Origin of the sequence: Sphingopyxis sp., from assembly GCF_050725615.1 — a bacterium.
GTDB lineage: Bacteria > Pseudomonadota > Alphaproteobacteria > Sphingomonadales > Sphingomonadaceae > Sphingopyxis.
The window spans coordinates 16869-31983 of record NZ_JBOHHU010000044.1; the positions used below are offsets into that span (position 1 = coordinate 16869).

The 15115-nt window shown below is 66.6% G+C and carries 17 protein-coding genes and 2 tRNA genes; 9 read left to right on the forward strand and 10 right to left on the reverse strand.

The window, feature by feature from the left end:
- Positions 1 to 9: 9 nt before the first annotated feature.
- The 3 genes from ACREB7_RS11795 to ACREB7_RS11805 all read right to left on the reverse strand — a co-directional run bounded on the left by ACREB7_RS11795 (position 10) and on the right by ACREB7_RS11805 (position 1766).
- Positions 10 to 363, reverse strand: coding sequence for a YbaN family protein (locus tag ACREB7_RS11795; RefSeq protein WP_431592467.1), 354 nt, complete (start codon positions 361 to 363; stop codon positions 10 to 12).
- A gap of 178 nt (positions 364 to 541) precedes the next feature.
- Complete coding sequence (locus tag ACREB7_RS11800) at positions 542 to 1591, reverse strand: Glu/Leu/Phe/Val family dehydrogenase (protein ID WP_431592468.1); 1050 nt, start codon at positions 1589 to 1591, stop codon at positions 542 to 544.
- A gap of 98 nt (positions 1592 to 1689) precedes the next feature.
- A tRNA-His gene (locus tag ACREB7_RS11805) sits at positions 1690 to 1766 on the reverse strand.
- A gap of 102 nt (positions 1767 to 1868) precedes the next feature.
- On the opposite strand from ACREB7_RS11805, the gene ACREB7_RS11810 reads away from it, so the two are divergent.
- Positions 1869 to 2546, forward strand: coding sequence for a prolyl hydroxylase family protein (locus tag ACREB7_RS11810; protein ID WP_431592469.1), 678 nt, complete (start codon positions 1869 to 1871; stop codon positions 2544 to 2546).
- Positions 2547 to 2630: 84 nt separating this feature from the next.
- On the opposite strand, the gene ACREB7_RS11815 is transcribed toward ACREB7_RS11810, so the two are convergent.
- The gene (locus ACREB7_RS11815) at positions 2631 to 3377 is read right to left on the reverse strand and encodes an SIMPL domain-containing protein (RefSeq protein ID WP_431592470.1); all 747 of its coding nucleotides are present in this window, start codon (positions 3375 to 3377) and stop codon (positions 2631 to 2633) included.
- 132 nt (positions 3378 to 3509) lie between these two features.
- Between ACREB7_RS11815 and ACREB7_RS11820 the strand changes: the two genes are divergently transcribed.
- Entirely contained in the window at positions 3510 to 5288 is a 1779-nt protein-coding gene (locus ACREB7_RS11820; protein WP_431592471.1) for an ABC-F family ATP-binding cassette domain-containing protein, read from the forward strand.
- Between the two features lie 84 nt (positions 5289 to 5372).
- A complete protein-coding gene (locus ACREB7_RS11825; RefSeq protein ID WP_431592472.1) occupies positions 5373 to 5861 on the forward strand; it encodes a DUF2569 family protein in 489 nt (162 codons plus the stop codon).
- A gap of 4 nt (positions 5862 to 5865) precedes the next feature.
- Here the strand turns inward: ACREB7_RS11825 and ACREB7_RS11830 are convergent, their stop codons facing one another.
- Positions 5866 to 6348, reverse strand: a complete 483-nt coding sequence (locus ACREB7_RS11830) for a DUF6456 domain-containing protein (RefSeq protein WP_431592473.1) — start codon at positions 6346 to 6348, stop codon at positions 5866 to 5868.
- A gap of 99 nt (positions 6349 to 6447) precedes the next feature.
- Here ACREB7_RS11830 and ACREB7_RS11835 point away from each other — a divergent pair, with 99 nt between their 5' ends.
- Both ACREB7_RS11835 and ACREB7_RS11840 read left to right on the forward strand, forming a co-directional pair.
- Complete coding sequence (locus tag ACREB7_RS11835; RefSeq protein WP_431592474.1) at positions 6448 to 7008, forward strand: helix-turn-helix domain-containing protein; 561 nt, start codon at positions 6448 to 6450, stop codon at positions 7006 to 7008.
- 4 nt (positions 7009 to 7012) lie between these two features.
- The gene (locus ACREB7_RS11840; protein ID WP_431592475.1) at positions 7013 to 8179 is read left to right on the forward strand and encodes a glycosyltransferase; all 1167 of its coding nucleotides are present in this window, start codon (positions 7013 to 7015) and stop codon (positions 8177 to 8179) included.
- Between the two features lie 45 nt (positions 8180 to 8224).
- Here ACREB7_RS11840 and secF read toward each other — a convergent pair whose 3' ends face one another.
- From secF to yajC, 3 genes are read right to left on the reverse strand one after another with little or no spacing between them, the layout of a single operon-like run.
- Entirely contained in the window at positions 8225 to 9205 is a 981-nt protein-coding gene (secF, locus tag ACREB7_RS11845) for a protein translocase subunit SecF (protein ID WP_431592476.1), read from the reverse strand.
- Positions 9206 to 9217: 12 nt separating this feature from the next.
- Positions 9218 to 10828 carry a protein translocase subunit SecD gene (gene secD, locus ACREB7_RS11850; protein ID WP_431592477.1) on the reverse strand — a complete coding sequence of 537 codons (1611 nt, stop codon included), beginning with the start codon at positions 10826 to 10828 and terminating at the stop codon, positions 9218 to 9220.
- 53 nt (positions 10829 to 10881) lie between these two features.
- Positions 10882 to 11211 (reverse strand): preprotein translocase subunit YajC, encoded by a 330-nt coding sequence (yajC, locus tag ACREB7_RS11855; RefSeq protein WP_431592478.1) that lies wholly within the window; start codon positions 11209 to 11211, stop codon positions 10882 to 10884.
- A gap of 280 nt (positions 11212 to 11491) precedes the next feature.
- On the opposite strand from yajC, the gene ACREB7_RS11860 reads away from it, so the two are divergent.
- Both ACREB7_RS11860 and ACREB7_RS11865 read left to right on the forward strand, forming a co-directional pair.
- Positions 11492 to 11568: transfer RNA gene (locus ACREB7_RS11860), tRNA-Pro, on the forward strand.
- A 188-nt stretch (positions 11569 to 11756) separates the two neighbouring features.
- Positions 11757 to 12464, forward strand: a complete 708-nt coding sequence (locus tag ACREB7_RS11865) for a hypothetical protein (RefSeq protein ID WP_431592479.1) — start codon at positions 11757 to 11759, stop codon at positions 12462 to 12464.
- A gap of 45 nt (positions 12465 to 12509) precedes the next feature.
- On the opposite strand, the gene ACREB7_RS11870 is transcribed toward ACREB7_RS11865, so the two are convergent.
- Both ACREB7_RS11870 and ACREB7_RS11875 read right to left on the reverse strand, forming a co-directional pair.
- Positions 12510 to 12839, reverse strand: coding sequence for an EF-hand domain-containing protein (locus ACREB7_RS11870; RefSeq protein WP_431592480.1), 330 nt, complete (start codon positions 12837 to 12839; stop codon positions 12510 to 12512).
- A gap of 133 nt (positions 12840 to 12972) precedes the next feature.
- Positions 12973 to 13950 (reverse strand): NADPH:quinone oxidoreductase family protein, encoded by a 978-nt coding sequence (locus tag ACREB7_RS11875; protein WP_431592481.1) that lies wholly within the window; start codon positions 13948 to 13950, stop codon positions 12973 to 12975.
- 71 nt (positions 13951 to 14021) lie between these two features.
- Between ACREB7_RS11875 and ACREB7_RS11880 the strand changes: the two genes are divergently transcribed.
- Both ACREB7_RS11880 and ACREB7_RS11885 read left to right on the forward strand, forming a co-directional pair.
- A complete protein-coding gene (locus ACREB7_RS11880) occupies positions 14022 to 14591 on the forward strand; it encodes a glycoside hydrolase family 108 protein (RefSeq protein ID WP_431592482.1) in 570 nt (189 codons plus the stop codon).
- A 62-nt stretch (positions 14592 to 14653) separates the two neighbouring features.
- Positions 14654 to 15067, forward strand: a complete 414-nt coding sequence (locus tag ACREB7_RS11885) for a holin family protein (protein WP_431592483.1) — start codon at positions 14654 to 14656, stop codon at positions 15065 to 15067.
- Positions 15068 to 15115 lie beyond the last annotated feature (48 nt).

Below are 15115 nucleotides of genomic sequence, written 5' to 3' on the forward strand. Positions count from 1 at the left end.
TCGGGTTGATCACCCCTCGGGCCGGGTCCAGATCCAGCTGCCCGTCACCGCCGCCGCGATCACCGGCGCCATCACCCACGGCCAGGGCGACAAGAACGCCGCCAGCACGATGCTCACCGCGAACATCACGCTCGCCGCGATCTTGCCCTTGCGGCTGATCGCGCCTTTCTCGCGCCAGGCGCGAATATGCTGGCCGAAGGTCGGATGGTTCACCAGCCACGCCTCCAGCCGCGGCGACGAGCGCGCGAAGCAGAAGGCGGCGAGGATCACGAACGGCACCGTCGGCAACAAAGGAAGAAAAGCGCCAATCGCGCCGAGCGCGAGCGACAGCCAGCCGCAGACGAGGTAGAAATGCCGCTTCATTGGGAGCGGCTTAGCGGAATTGGCGGAGCGCGCCAGCCCAGTCTTACCCTCCCCTTCAGGGGAGGGCAGCGAGACTTGGCAGCTTGCTGCCTATGTCGCAGCGGGTGGGGCCAGCGGCCTTGCGCCACCTGGACATGCCCCACCCAAACCCTCCCCTGAAGGGGAGGGCCTAAGGCAATCACCCCCGCCCGATCAGCTTCTGCGCCATCCGGTCGGCGACGACCGACGCCGGGGTGCCGCTCGTCTTGCTCTCGGCCCAGATGTCGGCGAGCCGGCCGGGGATCTGGCGGATGCGGCTTTCGACTTCCTCGGCATTGCCTTGCCCCAGATATTCGAGCGCGACGTTGATGATGCCGCCCGCGTTGATCACATAATCGGGGGCATAGGTGATGCCGCGATCGTGGATCCGCTGGCCGTCGGCGGCGGTCGCCAGCTGATTGTTCGCGCCGCCCGCGACGATCGGCACGCGCAGTTTCGCGATGCTCTCTTCGGTCAGGATCGCGCCGAGCGCATTGGGGCTGAGAACGTCCGCCTCAATCTCCATGATCGCCGCCGAATCGGCCAGGTCGGCGCCCAATTCGTCGGCGAGCGCTTTGGCGCGCGCCAGGTTGACGTCGGCGAGCGTCAGGATCGCCCCGTCGGCCGCCAGCCGCCGCGCGACCCCGCCGCCGACGCTGCCCACGCCCTGGATCGCGACGCGCACGCCTTTGGCGCTGTCGGTGCCCAAGCCGTTCTGGATCGCCGCCCTGACGCCGAGATAGACGCCGAGCGCGGTCTGCGGACCCGGATCGCCCCCGACTTCGCCGCTGGCCACCGGCAGCCCGCTGACATGTTTGGTATGATGCGAAATCGCGACCATGTCGGCGACCGACATGCCGACATCCTCGGCGGTGACATAGGCGCCACCGAGCGATTCGACCGCGCGCCCGAACGCCGCGAGCATCTCGGGGGTCTTCTCCGCGCCATCGTCGGCCAGGATCACGCCCTTGCCGCCGCCCATCGGCAGCCCGGCCATCGCATTTTTATAGCTCATGCCGCGCGACAGGCGCAGCGCGTCGGTGATCGCCGCCTTGCGCTGCGGATAATGCCAGTAACGCACCCCGCCCGCGCCGGGGCCGAGGTGGGTCGAGTGCACCGCGATGACCGCAGTCAGCCCGCTGGCGCGATCGCGGAACATGTGAACATGTTCATGGTCGTCGAAATCGGCGAAATCCCAGACAGCAGACATGCACGACTCCTCGCGTTAGAAAATTACATGAAGGCGTAATAATCCAATAGCAGGTGCGAGTCACGCCAAATCCCGCATAGGCGCGATGATAGAGGAAATGGGGCGACCAACGGGGCTCGAACCCGCGACCTCCGGTACCACAAACCGGCGCTCTAACCAACTGAGCTATGGTCGCCACACGCCGGGCGAAACCGCCTCGACAGCGCGCGGCGATAGGCGCGTGATGCCCGGTTCGTCAAGCATTGTTCGTGTCATATATGCCGCCTAAAAGCACGCTATGACCGACAGGATCGTCGATATGGCCACTTCGGGCGCCGACCGCACCGCCGAGCGGCTCGCCGCCGTGCCCGGCATTCGCCGCGCCCCGACCCCCAAGCTGCAGCAATATATGCTCTCGCGCTTCCTCGACGCCGACACCTGCGCCGCGCTGATGAGCCAGATCGACCGCGACGTCCGCCCCTCGACGATCGCCGACGCCAATGGCGACGACAGCTTTCGCACCAGCACCACCTGCGACCTCGACCACCGCGATCCCATCGTTCGCGCGGTCAACGACCGGCTGCACGCGCTCACCGGCATCCCGGCCCGATATGGCGAGCCGCTGCAGGGCCAGCGCTACGACGTCGGACAGGAGTTCAAGGCGCACACCGACTTCTTCGATCCGCGGGGCGCCGACTGGGAGCAATATTGCGCGATCCCCGGCCAGCGCAGCTGGACCTTGATGATCTATCTCAACGAACCGCCTGCGGGCGGCGCGACGCGCTTCCTCGCCACGGGCAAGATGCACCAGCCCGAGGCCGGAAAATTGCTCGCCTGGAACAATGTCCGCCCCGACGGCACCACCAACGACGACACGCTCCACCACGGGATGAAAGTGCGCAAGGGGCGCAAATATATCATCACCAAATGGTTCCGCGAACGGCCATGGCCCTGGGCGGAGGGGGAGTTGGACTAGAGGCCCACCTCAAAACCCGTTCGTGTCGAGCGTAGTCGAGACACAAACGGAAATCGGGGGCGGTTCGCACCGCCCCCGATCCGATTAACGCACCAGCCGATACTGAAAACTCAGCGTCAGCGTGTTCGCGACCTGTCCCGGCTCGACCGGGGTCGCCTTGGCGTCCATCGCCTGCAGGCGCACCATCGGCATCGGCGGCTGCGGACCGCCGAAGCCGCCGCCTTCGCTGATCGACACCAGTTCGGCCCCGCGATAGCCCGCGAGCTTGGCATAATCCGCCGCCTTCGCCTCGGCTTCCTTGATCGCCGCGCCGCGCGCGCCGACCAGCTGGGCCTCGGGGTCCTTCATGCCGAACCACGGCCCGTCGATATTCGTCCCGCCCGCGGCGACCAGCGCGTCGAGCAAGGGGCCGATGTCATCGATCTTCGGCGTCGTCGCGCGCACCGTGTTGCTCACCTGATAGCCGATGAAGCGCGGCGGCTGCCCGTTGCCGGTGTTGTTATAGTCGTACTGCGGCGACAGGTTGATGCCGCTCGTCTGGATATCCTCGGCCTTGATCCCGCGCGCCTTGGCGGCGGCGATCAGCTTGTCCATCGCGGCGGCGTTCAGGCGCATCGCCTCGACCGCGGTCGGCGCCGTCGCCGTCACCCCGGCGCCGACGGTCGCCTGGTCGGGACGCGAGCGCACTTCCTCGCTGACGCTGAAGCTCAGGATCGGGCCCTGCGTGGTCGCTGTCGTCACCGTCGTACCTCCCTGCTGCTGCGCGAGGGCGGGGGTGGCCGCCATCAGCGCAAGTCCACTGGCCATAGCGGTGAGCATATGCTTCGTCATTGTCTTCTCCTGTGGCCGGACCCCCGGCCGTGATGAACTCCCGTCCCATACGCAGACGGAGCGGGTGCGTTCCGGCCTTTGTGCGCAGCGCGCTTGCATGATGCTGAACGTGTCGGTAGCGCGCCGTTCATCATGGCAGCTCCCATTCTTTCATACGAAGGCCTCGGCCTTGTGCAGGGCAGCGGCTGGCTGTTCCAGGACCTCGACATCTATGTCGGCGAACGCGACCGCCTCGCGCTGATCGGCCGCAACGGCGCGGGCAAGACGACCCTGCTCAAATTGCTCGCGGGCCAGATCGATCCCGACAAGGGCAAGCGTGTCATCGTCCCCGGCACCCATGTCGTCATGCTCGAACAGGAACCCGACTTCCGTCCCTTCGCGACCCTCATGGATTTCGCGGTCGCGGGCAGCGACGCCCCGCCCGAACATGAGGTCGCCGCGATCGCCGACCAGCTCGGCATCGACATGAGCCGGACCGCCGCCAGCGCCTCGGGCGGCGAGCGCCGCCGCGCCGCGCTCGCCCGCGCCCTCGCGCAAAACCCCGACGTGCTGCTGCTCGACGAACCGACCAACCATCTCGACCTCGCCGCGATCGACTGGCTCGAAAGCTGGCTCGCGCGCTATACCGGCGCCTTCGTCGCGATCAGCCATGACCGCACCTTCCTCACCCGCCTGACGCGCCAGACCCTGTGGCTGGACCGTGGTGCAATCCGCCGCAAGGAAATCGGCTTCGGCGGCTTCGAGGAATGGAGCGATTCGGTCGCGGCGGAGGAAGCCCGCGCCGCGCAGCGCCTCGATTCGAAACTGCGGCTCGAGGCGCATTGGCTCGAACGCGGCGTCACCGCGCGCCGCAAGCGCAACCAGGGCCGGCTCGAGAAGCTCAAGGAAATGCGCGCCACCCGCGCCGCGATGATCGGCGGCCCCGGCGTCGCCAAGCTCGGCCTCGCCAACGACGACGTCCGCTCGAAATCGGTCATCGTCGCCGAGAATGTGAGCAAGAGCTTCGGCGACCGCACGATCATCAAGAATTTCGATTTCCGCGTCCAGCGCGGCGACCGCATCGGCATCGTCGGCGCCAATGGCGCGGGCAAGTCGACCCTGCTCAAATTGCTCACCGGCGAAATCGCCCCCGACAGCGGCAAGATCACCCTCGCCCCGACCCTCGACGGGATCGTCATCGACCAGCAGCGCAGCCTGATGTCGCCCGAAAAGCGCGTCCGCGACATCCTCGCCGACGGCGGCGACTGGGTCGAAGTGCGCGGGGTGAAGAAGCATATCCAGGGTTACCTCAAGGAGTTCCTCTTCGACCCCGGCGTCGTCGAGGCGAGCGTCGGGGCGCTGTCGGGCGGCGAACGCTCACGGCTCTTGCTCGCGCGCGAATTTGCCCGCGAATCGAACCTGCTCGTCCTCGACGAACCGACCAACGACCTCGATCTCGAAACGCTCGACCTGCTGCAGGAGGTGATCGCCGATTACGCCGGCACCGTCCTCCTCGTCAGCCACGATCGCGACTTCCTCGACCGCACCGTCACCGTGACGCTCGGACTCGACGGTTCGGGCAAGGTCGACATCGTCGCCGGCGGCTATGCCGACTGGGAAGCCAAGCGCGTCAAGCCGACCGCCGCCAAGACCAAGGCGCCGACCACCACAGCCGCTGCCCCGCCCGCTCAATCGCGCAAGAAGCTCAGCTACAAGGACCAGCGCGACTATGATCTGCTGCCCAAGCGGATCGAGGAAATCGAAGCCGATATGGCGGGGATCGAACGCGACCTGTCCGACGGCACCCTCTTCGCCCGCGACCACAAGCGCTTCACGACGCTCACCGAAAAGCTCGAAACGCTGCGCGATGAAAAGGCGGCGGCCGAAGATCGCTGGCTCGAACTGGCCGAGCAGGTCGAAGCGCTGCCCTGACGCCGCCCGGTATCATCGCGCCGATCGCCCCGGCTTGCCGTCGTCCGCAACGCTCATCATAAGATGGCGGAAAGGGGACGGGCGATGGCGGATCAGGAACTACGCGGTGTGGGCGGCTGGCTTGGGTTTCTCGTCGTCATCCTCGGCGTGATTTCGCCGATCCGCATCCTCATCGAAACCGGCATCAATCTGAACGTCGCGGCGGAGGTGGCACAATCGCTCGGCTCCAACTGGACGATCTACAAGATCGCGGCCTGGCTCTTGTCGCTCACTGCGGCCGCCTGCTCGATCTACCTCGCCTATCGGCTCAATGCGGTGCGCCGCCGTTCGACCGTGGGCCTGGTCATCAAGGGAATGTGGATTCTCGCCTTCGTGCCGCAGTTGCTCGACCTGCTGCTCAGCCTCGTGCTTTTTCCCCATCTTTCGGATGCGCTGATGGACCCGTCCTTGATCGGAGACCTGACCAAGTCCCTGATTTTTCCGACGGTCTGGTCGCTCTATCTGCTGAAATCGGTCCGCGTCGCCAACACCTATTCGGTCGACAGCAGCGCCGCCGAAGAAATCTTCGGCTGACCGCTCACCCCGTCCCGTAGAAGCGCGCCAGCCGATCGAGCGCCAGTCCCAGCACCAATTTCCCCGACCGCGCCGGCCAGCCCAGCCCCTTCTCCGCACAACCAATGCCCTCGCCCGCGCAGATCACCCGCCAACAGATATCGGCGAGCCCCGGCCCGGCGGCATTGAGCGCGGCATGGAAGCGCCGGTGCGCGTCGATCCGCGCCAGCGACGCATCCGCCGCTTTCGCGCCGCCCCGCGTCTTCGCCGGCGCCGCAGCATCCCAGCGCATCGTCACCCGGCCCGCCAGTCCCGCGCGCTCATAATCGGCGCGCAGCTTTTCGCCCGCCGCCAGTTGCGCCCCGCTCAAATGCCCCCGCGCCGCAAGCCAGGCGATCGGGCTTTCGGCGACATTGACCGTCACATGCCGCATCACCTGCGGTCCCGTCTTGCCCGGATCGATCCGGTCGTCGGGATGGATTCGGGTTTCGAGGCGGCGTGTCGTCATGCGAGTCTCCTTCGTCGAATACCCCGCTTGACAATGGAATGTTTTTTAGGAAAGAAGAAACCGATTTGGTTATCGACGAATTTCAACAAAGAGGCCGCCATGATCAACAGCATCCGCGCCGTCCGTCGCGCCAAGGGCCTGACATTGGAAGAAGTCGGGCAGCGCTGCGACCCGCCGACCACTGCCCAGACGATCGGTCGCCTCGAAACCGGTACCCGTACGCTTTCGCTCGGCTGGATGAACCGCATCGCCAGGGCGCTCGGCGTCGAAGCCTCCGAACTTGTCCAATTGCCGCAGGACACCCAGCTGACGATCACCGCAATGCTCGGCCCCGAAGGCGCGATTGCGCCGACGCGGGTCGAACAGGCGCTCACCGCCCGCCCGGGCGAGGATATGGTCGCGGTGCGCGTTTCGGCGTCGATCGGCGACTATCGCGCCGGCGACGAAATCTGGTGCCGCAAGATCGCGGGCGACTGGACCGCCGCGCTCAACCGCGACCTCCTGGTGCCCCGCCCCGCCGGTCGCTTCTTCTTCGCCCGCCTGCTCAACGTCGATGGCGAGAAACTGCACCTCCTCCCGCTCGGCGTCGGCCAGCGGCAACAGGTCGTCAGCAACCCGCCCTGGGCGGCTGTCGCGGTCCGCCTCATCCGTTCACTCTGACCCGGTGGCGCCGCTACGCATCCTGTCGATTGCAACCCTGTTCCCCGACGCCGCGCGCCCGAACTTCGGCCTCTTCGTGGAAAAAAGCCTGCGCGCGCTCGCGGCCCAGCCCGGCATCGACCTCACCATCGTCGCGCCGGTCGGGCTGCCCCCCTTCCCGCTGTCGCTCCACCCGCGCTACCGCGCGCTGCGTGCGCTTCCGCTTCGGGAGGATTGGAACGGCCTCACCGTCCACCGCCCACGCTTCACCCTGCTCCCGAAGATCGGCTCGCGCTTCAATCCGGCGAAGATCGCGCGCGCGATACTCCGCGTTGCCCGCGACCGCCAATTCGACGTCGTCGACGCCCAATTCTTCTATCCCGACGGTCCCGCCGCGATGCGCGTCGCCCAGGCGCTCGCCCTGCCCTTCTCGATCAAGGCGCGCGGCGCCGATATCAGCCATTTCGGCCATGATCCCGCCACCGCCCCGCAACTGCTCGCCGCCGCCGACAGGGCCGCCGGTCTGCTCGCCGTCTCCGAAGCGATGCGCCGCGACATGGCCGCCCTCGGCATCGACGCGGGCAAGATCGGCGTCCATTATACCGGCATCGACACCGCCCGCTTCGCCCCCGGCGACCGCGCCGCGGCGCGCGCCGCGCTCGGCATCGGCGACGCCCCCGCGATCCTCACCGTCGGCGCGCTGATCCCGCGCAAGGGGCAGGCGCTCGTTATCGAAGCCCTAGCCGCTCTTCCCGGCGTTCATTACTGGCTCGCGGGCGCCGGCGACCACAAGGACCGCTATCGCGCCCTCGCCGAGCGCCTCGGTGTCGCCGACCGCGTTCACTTCCGGGGCTCCGTCGCCAATGCGGACCTCCCGGCCCTCTACCGCGCCGCCGATATCGTCGTCATGCCCTCGGCCAGCGAAGGCCTCGCCAACGCCTGGGTCGAGGCGCTCGCCTGCGGCACCCCGATCGTGATCAGCGACGCCGGCGGCGCCGCCGAACTCGTCACTTCAGCCCGCGCCGGACGGATCGTCGACCGCACGCCGGCAGCGATAGCGGGTGCGGTGCAGGCGATCCTCGCCGCCACGCCGCTGCCCGCCGATGTCGCGGCCACGCTCGAAGGCCGCTTCGACTGGGATCGCAACGGCCGCGAACTCGCCGATCATCTGCGCCGCTGCGCCCAAAAATAAGGGGGGCCGAAGCCCCCCTTTGTTGCGTATCGCGCCGTTGGTGGATCAGACGACCGCGCCATCGTCCTTGCGCTCGACCCGTTCGCCGCCGCCGATGCCGCTGGTGGTGCGCGGCACGAAGCTGTCGGGTCCGACCTTCAGCCACACCAGGATCGGCGCCGACATATACATCGACGAATAGGTGCCGACGAAGATGCCGAGCAGCATCGCGGCGGTGAAGCCGAAGATGACGTCGGGGCCGAAGATCAACAACATGCCCAGCGCGATCAGCATCGACAGGCTGGTCATCACCGTGCGCGACAGCGTCTCGTTGAGGCTGAGGTCGAGCAGCGGAATAATCTCCATCTTGCGATATTTCTTCAGATTTTCGCGCACGCGGTCGAACACGACGATCGTATCGTTGAGCGAATAGCCGATGATCGTCAGCAGCGCCGCGACGATGTTCAGGTCGAACTGCATCTGGGTCAGCGCAAAAAAGCCGAAAGTCAGCGTCACGTCGTGGAACAGCGCGAACAGCGCCCCGACCCCGAACTGCCATTCGAACCGCAGCCAGATATAGATCGAGATGCCGACCATCGCGAGCAACAGGCTGAGCGCGCCGGTCTTCAGCAATTCCTCGGACACTTTGCCCGACACCGTTTCGACCGACCCGGTCTTGGCGGTGGGAAACGCCTTTTCGATGCCCGATACCAGTTGTTCGCCGGCCTTGTCCGCCGCCGCGCGATCGCCCTCGGGCAGCGCGGTGCGGATCGACACCGCCTTGTCGGACCCGAATTGCTGGATCGTCGGTTCGCCCAGGCCGATCGCGTCGACCTTGGTCCGGATCTCGTCGATCGGCGGCATCGCCTGCGTGAATTCGACCCGTACCGATTGGCCGCCGACAAAGTCGACGCCCAGGTTCAGGCCGCGCACCGCGACGAGGACGATCGATGCGATGATCATCAGGAAACTGATGGCCATCGCGACGTTCCGCCATTTCAGGAACTGGATGTTGGTGTCGTCGGGGACGAGTTTCAGCAGGCGCATCATATCGCTCCCTTAAATATTGATCGACGTCGGCCGCGCCGACCGCAGCCAGTGGGCGACGAACATGCGCGTCACGGTCACCGCAGTGAACACGCTGGTGACGATGCCGATCGTCAGCACGACCGCAAAGCCCTTGATCGGACCCGAGCCGAACCAGAACATCAGCGCCGCCGCGATGACGTTGGTGACATTGGCGTCGAAAATGGCGCGGCTCGCCTCGGTATAACCAAGCTCGACCGCCTGGAAACTGCGTCGTCCGCGTTTCAATTCCTCGCGTATTCGCTCGTTGATCAGCACGTTGGCGTCGACCGCCGCGCCGATCGTCAACACGAAGCCGGCGATGCCGGGCAGGGTCAGCGTCGCGTTGAAAAAGGCCATCGTCGCGATGATCAGGAAGACGTTGAAGGCCAGCGCGATATTCGCATAGACGCCGAAGCGGCCGTAAACGACGAGCATCAGCGTCAGCACCGATACCGTCGCGATGATCCCGGCGATCACGCCCTTGCGGATCGAATCGGCGCCGAGTTCGGGCGTCACCGTGCGTTCCTCGACGACATCCATCTTCACCGGCAACGAGCCCGAACGCAGCGCGATCGCCAGCGCATTGGCGGTCTGCACCGTGAAGCTGCCCGAAATCTGCGCGCTGCCGCCCAGGATCGGTTCGTTGATCGACGGCGCCGACAGCACCTTGCCGTCGAGCACCATCGCGAAGCGCTTGCCGACATTCTGGCCGGTGACGCGCGCAAAGGTGTTCGATCCGGCCGAATCGAACCGGATGCTGACCGCCGGCAAATTCTGCTGGTTGAAATCCTGCTTGGCGTCGATCAGCTGGTCGCCGCTGATCATCACCTGGCGGCGCAAAACCTCATAGGGCACGCCATTGCCCTCGCCGGCGGCATAGGGAACGATCTCGCTGCCCACCGGCGCGCGGCCGGCTGCGGCTTCGGCCAGGTCGGCGTTGGGATCGACCATCCGGAACTCGAGTCGCGCGGTCTTGCCGATCAATTCCTTCAGTGCGGCCGGATCCTGAAGCCCCGGAACCTGCACGACGATGCGGTCATTGCCCTCGCGGATGATCGTCGGTTCGCGCGTGCCCAGCGCGTTGACGCGCTTGTCAACGATGTCGCGCGCCGAATCCATTGCGCGGGCGACCGCCTGGTCGCGGCCCGCGGCGGTCAGCGTCATCACGATGCGCGTGGTGTCGATGATTTCGACGCGCCAGTCGCGCTGCCCGGTCAGGCCCGCGCCCTGCGTTTCCTTGGCCAGCCGGTCGCGCGCCTCGTCGAGCTGTTTCTGGTCGCGGACCAGGAAGCTGATCGTGCCGTTCGACGCCTTGAAATCGCCGATCGCGATATCGTCGTCGGGGCCGCGCTCGCCGCGCATCGCCGCGCGCACGGCCTTTTCCATGTTGGTCAGCTGGGTCTTGTTGAGGTCGGCCAGGTCGGCCTCGAGCAGCAAGTGGCTGCCGCCGGCCAGGTCGAGCCCCAGGTTGACCTTGATCTGCGCGAAGCCCGGCAGGCTGTCGAACGTCTTTTGCGGCAGGAAACTGGGGATGGAAAACAGGATGCCGAGCAGCAGGATGATGCTGATGCCGATGGTCTTCCAGCGCGGGAAATCGAGCATGTCTTTGGTCCGATAACTGGGGCGCGGGGCCGCGCGGCGCGCGGCCCGCCGGATCAATCGTTGGCGGGTTTGCCGCCGGGCTGCAGAATGTCCGACAGGGTCGATTTGACGACCTTGATCTTCACCCCCTGCGCAATCTCCACATCGACGAAATCATCGTCGACGCGGGTCACCTTGCCGACGATGCCGCCGCCGGTCACCACCTGGTCGCGCGGCTTCACCGCCTCGACCTTCGCACGATGCTCCTTCATCCGCACCTGTTGCGGGCGGATCAGGAAGAACCAGAATACGACGAAGATCAGGACCATCGGAATAAGCTGCGCAAAGGGGAAGGCTCCCCCGCCCGTTCCGGCCGCCTGGGTCAGAAGCAATGTCGTCGACATGAATGAAAAACTTTCCGTTCGAATGCGGCGCCATCCCCTCGGGAACCGGCACGCAAGATAATGGCGCGGCGCCTATCACGGGGGGGCGCGGGGTGCAACCGGCGGCTGCGCGTCCCTCCCACGGCAAGCGAGCCCGAAATGGGGTGCGCGCGCGCCCGTTCAAGGTCGCGCCAACCGATATTGCGCCGCGCCCGCCGCGCGGCCCGTCGCCTTCGCTCAGGAGAGTCTTGCATCACCCGCCAAGCCGCGCTAGGGGCCTCGCCTGCCCAATCGGGCCGGTCGGGACGTAGCGCAGCCTGGTAGCGCATCACACTGGGGGTGTGGGGGTCGGAGGTTCGAATCCTCTCGTCCCGACCAATTTAAACCGCCGCCAAGGCGGGACTTTCCAGAAACGGCGGCGTGATGGCCGCGAAACGCTTGCGCATCGGCTCCTGTCGATGGCAAGCTGGTTTGAGCAGTCCCCCTTGATCTGCGGGGGGCCAACAGGGGCACGCGATGGGATATCTCCATTCCATGATCCGGGAAGCGGGTCTCGGAGCGAGGCTATGACGGGGCCATCGAGCGCCGCGCGGCGGCCGCTGATCGTGCGCGCGTTCGCCGGCTGGTTGAGGCTCGTCCGGCACATGGCGCCGCCGACGCTGTTCTTCTTCGTCGGCTTCAATCTGATCCTGTGGACCACGCGGCTCGCGCTCGCCGAACATGGCATCGACGTGAAGGGATTTGCCACCGCGACCATCGCCGCCCTGCTGGTCGGCAAGGCGGTGCTGGTTACCGACAGCATCCGTTTCATGGCGCGTTTCGACGGCGCGCCGCTGATCCAGCCGATCCTCTTTAAAAGCGCGATCTACTGGCTGTGCGTCTTCCTCGTTCGCCTGGCCGAGGCGCTGGTCCATTATGTGATCGAGCACGGGACCCCCGGCGGCTTCCTGCCCTATCTCGTCGATCATTTCAGCTGGAGCCGTTTCCTGTTCATCCAGATCTGGCTGATGCTGCTCTTCCTGCTCTATGTCACGATCCACGAACTCGACAATCTGTTCGGGCACGGCGAACTGCGCCGGATATTCTTTCGCTGGAACACGACGGAGACCAAGCTGACCCGGCGCCGACGGGTCCGGTTGCTCGCCCGGCTCAACCGCTTGACCGAGGCCAATTCGGTCGCCGCGATGAGCGCGCCCGGTTCGCGGGCGCACGACGAGCTGGTGACGATATTGAACGAACTCGCCGACCATCCCGAAGGAAAGCCGCGCGAATAGGAGGGACGGCGCCGTACCCGGAGGGCCGGTGCCGTCCCGCCCGACTCAGTGCGCCTTGTGGGGCATATCCTGCGGGGGCGCCGAAGCCGCCGCCTTGCGCATCGCGTCCATCTCGGCCTTGTCGACCGCGCCGTCACCGTTGGTGTCGATCCGCTTGATCATCTCGTCGATCTTCGCGCTGTCGACCGGCGCGGCGTCGCCCTTTTTCGCGGCCCGTGCTTCGGCCGCCTTCGTCAGTTCGGCCTTGTCGATCTTGCCGTCGCCATTGGCATCCATCCTGGCGAACAGCGCGTCGCCATCGGGAGCAGGCTCCGCCGCATGGACGGCCGGGATGGCCAGCGCCAGCGGAGCAGCGATCATAAGCAATGTCTTCACGTCATTTCCTCTCGGATAGGTAGCGGCGTTTCCGCCGGAGAGCCCCGGCGCCGCTATGACGGTCGGGCCGCCGCAAGACCATATCGCCGGGATTCGGACCGCCGCGATTGTCCGGCGCTTCGGCGGCCAGCCGTTAGGGGATCAGGACGACCTTCCCGACCACCGCACGCCGTTCGAGCATCGCAAACCCCTCGCGCCAGTCGGCGAGGTCGAACGCGGCATGGACATGCGGCCGGATTCGGCCCTCGGCCGCCAGCGCGTCGATCGCCGCGATATTCTCTGCGCCGCGCGCCGGAAAGCGGCGGCCATATTCGCCCGCGCGGACCCCGACGACCGCGAATCCCTTGATCAGCGGCATGTTCACCGACACCTCGGGAATCCGCCCCGACGCGAATCCGATCACCAGCAGCCGCCCGCCGAACGCGATGCAACGGGTCGATTCGTCGAAGACGTCGCCGCCCACCGGATCGAAGATCACATCGGCCCCCTTCCCGCCGGTCAGCGCCTTCACCGCGTCGCGAAAACCCGGATCGGCCGCGATCACCGCCTCGGGTGCATAGAGTTCGGTCAGCGCCGCGCGCTTTTCCGCGCTGCTCGCCGCCGCGATCACCCGCGCGCCGAGCGCCTTCGCCAGATCGACCGTCGCCAGCCCGACGCCGCCCGCCGCGCCGTGCACCAGCACCCATTCGCCCGGCTCGACCCGCGCGCAGCGAACGAGCGCGACATAGGCGGTGAGATAGGCGACGCCATAAGCAGCGGCCTCCTCCCACGACAGCCGGCCGGGTTTGGCGCGCAAATTCGCGGCGGGAACCACGACATATTCGGCCATCGCGCCAAAGCGATTGCCGCCGATGACAGGGTCGCCGACCTGCCATCCGGCAACCGCCCCACCGATCGCATCGACCTCGCCCGCAAATTCCAGCCCCGGCACGAACGGCAGGTCGGGTTTCAACTGATAGGCGCCGCGCGTCATCAACAGGTCGGGAAAATTCACCGCTGCGGCGCGCACCCGGACGCGCACCTCTCCCGGCCCGGGTTCGGGAACCGGCCGTTCGACCAGCGCGCAGCCGGCGTGATTCTCCGCCAATTCGCTCACCAACAGCGCCCGCATGGAGAAAATCCTTTCCTACATTATTCCTATATGGTTCGTTTTACCTGTTCAACCAACCGGAGACGCGAATCATGTCCAGACCCAATCCTCGATCCATCGACACCGACGCGCTGATCGACGCCGTCATCGACCGCGAAGGCGGTTATGTAAACCATCCCGCCGATCGCGGCGGCGCGACCTGCTGGGGAATCACCGAGGCGGTCGCGCGGGCGCAGGGTTATGCGGGCGCGATGCGCGAATTGCCGCGCGGCGACGCCGTGTCGATCTATCGCCGCCTTTATTGGCGGCGCCCCGCATTCGATCAGGTGGCGCGCCGTGCGCCCATGATCGCCGCCGAATTGTTCGACACCGGCATCAACATGGGCGCCGGCACCGCGATCGGCTTCCTCCAACGCGCGCTCAACGCGCTCAACCGCGCCGCGCGCGACTATCCCGACATCGCGACCGACCGCGAGATCGGCCCGCGCACCCTGTCGGCGCTCGACGCCTTCCTGCGCGTGCGCGGCGCGGGCGGCGAGACGGTGCTGCTGCGCGCGATGGAGGCGCTGCAAGGCGAACGCTACATCGCGCTCGCCGAACGCCGTCCGAGCCAGGAGGCCTTTCTCTACGGCTGGCTCGCCAATCGGATCGGCGACGGCTGATAGCGCACGGCTCGCCCATTGGGCTGAACTTCCCTGAACTTTGAACCTGCAGGAGCTTATCCATGAGCATCATCGAAGGCCTGATCGGCCCCATCGCCAAGCTGATCGACAAGATCATCCCCGACCCCGAAGCCCGCGACCGCGCCAAGCTCGAACTGTTGAAGCTCGAGGGCGGCCAGGAGATGGAGGCGATCCGCACCCGCATGGCCGCGATCGTCGCCGAGGCGAACAGCGCCGACCCCTGGACCAGCCGCGCGCGGCCGAGTTTCCTCTACGTCATGTACGCGCTGTTGCTATGGGCGATCCCGATGGGCCTGATCGCCGCCGCCCGGCCCGAGATGGCCAAGGGCATCGCCGAGGGCATGAACGCCTATCTCGCCGGCCTCCCCGAACCGCTCTACGCGCTCTTCGGGACGGGTTATCTGGGGTACACGGCGGCCCGGGCGTGGGGGAAAGCAAAGGGGGTGGAGAGCTAGCTTTAAACGTCGTCCCCGCGAAGGCGGGGACCGCTGTCGGCCTTGCGC

Coding starts and splice junctions, on each gene's coding strand:
- ACREB7_RS11825 (WP_431592472.1), top strand. CDS start 5,373: ATGGCGGATCAGGAACTACGCGGTGTGGGCGGCTGGCTTGGGTTTCTC.
- secD (WP_431592477.1), bottom strand. CDS start 10,828: ATGCTCGATTTCCCGCGCTGGAAGACCATCGGCATCAGCATCATCCTG.
- ACREB7_RS11875 (WP_431592481.1), bottom strand. CDS start 13,950: ATGCGGGCGCTGTTGGTGAGCGAATTGGCGGAGAATCACGCCGGCTGC.
- ACREB7_RS11820 (WP_431592471.1), top strand. CDS start 3,510: ATGGCAGCTCCCATTCTTTCATACGAAGGCCTCGGCCTTGTGCAGGGC.
- ACREB7_RS11795 (WP_431592467.1), bottom strand. CDS start 363: ATGAAGCGGCATTTCTACCTCGTCTGCGGCTGGCTGTCGCTCGCGCTC.
- ACREB7_RS11835 (WP_431592474.1), top strand. CDS start 6,448: ATGATCAACAGCATCCGCGCCGTCCGTCGCGCCAAGGGCCTGACATTG.
- ACREB7_RS11815 (WP_431592470.1), bottom strand. CDS start 3,377: ATGACGAAGCATATGCTCACCGCTATGGCCAGTGGACTTGCGCTGATG.
- ACREB7_RS11830 (WP_431592473.1), bottom strand. CDS start 6,348: ATGACGACACGCCGCCTCGAAACCCGAATCCATCCCGACGACCGGATC.
- ACREB7_RS11800 (WP_431592468.1), bottom strand. CDS start 1,591: ATGTCTGCTGTCTGGGATTTCGCCGATTTCGACGACCATGAACATGTT.
- yajC (WP_431592478.1), bottom strand. CDS start 11,211: ATGTCGACGACATTGCTTCTGACCCAGGCGGCCGGAACGGGCGGGGGA.
- secF (WP_431592476.1), bottom strand. CDS start 9,205: ATGCGCCTGCTGAAACTCGTCCCCGACGACACCAACATCCAGTTCCTG.
- ACREB7_RS11810 (WP_431592469.1), top strand. CDS start 1,869: ATGACCGACAGGATCGTCGATATGGCCACTTCGGGCGCCGACCGCACC.
- ACREB7_RS11880 (WP_431592482.1), top strand. CDS start 14,022: ATGTCCAGACCCAATCCTCGATCCATCGACACCGACGCGCTGATCGAC.
- ACREB7_RS11865 (WP_431592479.1), top strand. CDS start 11,757: ATGACGGGGCCATCGAGCGCCGCGCGGCGGCCGCTGATCGTGCGCGCG.
- ACREB7_RS11885 (WP_431592483.1), top strand. CDS start 14,654: ATGAGCATCATCGAAGGCCTGATCGGCCCCATCGCCAAGCTGATCGAC.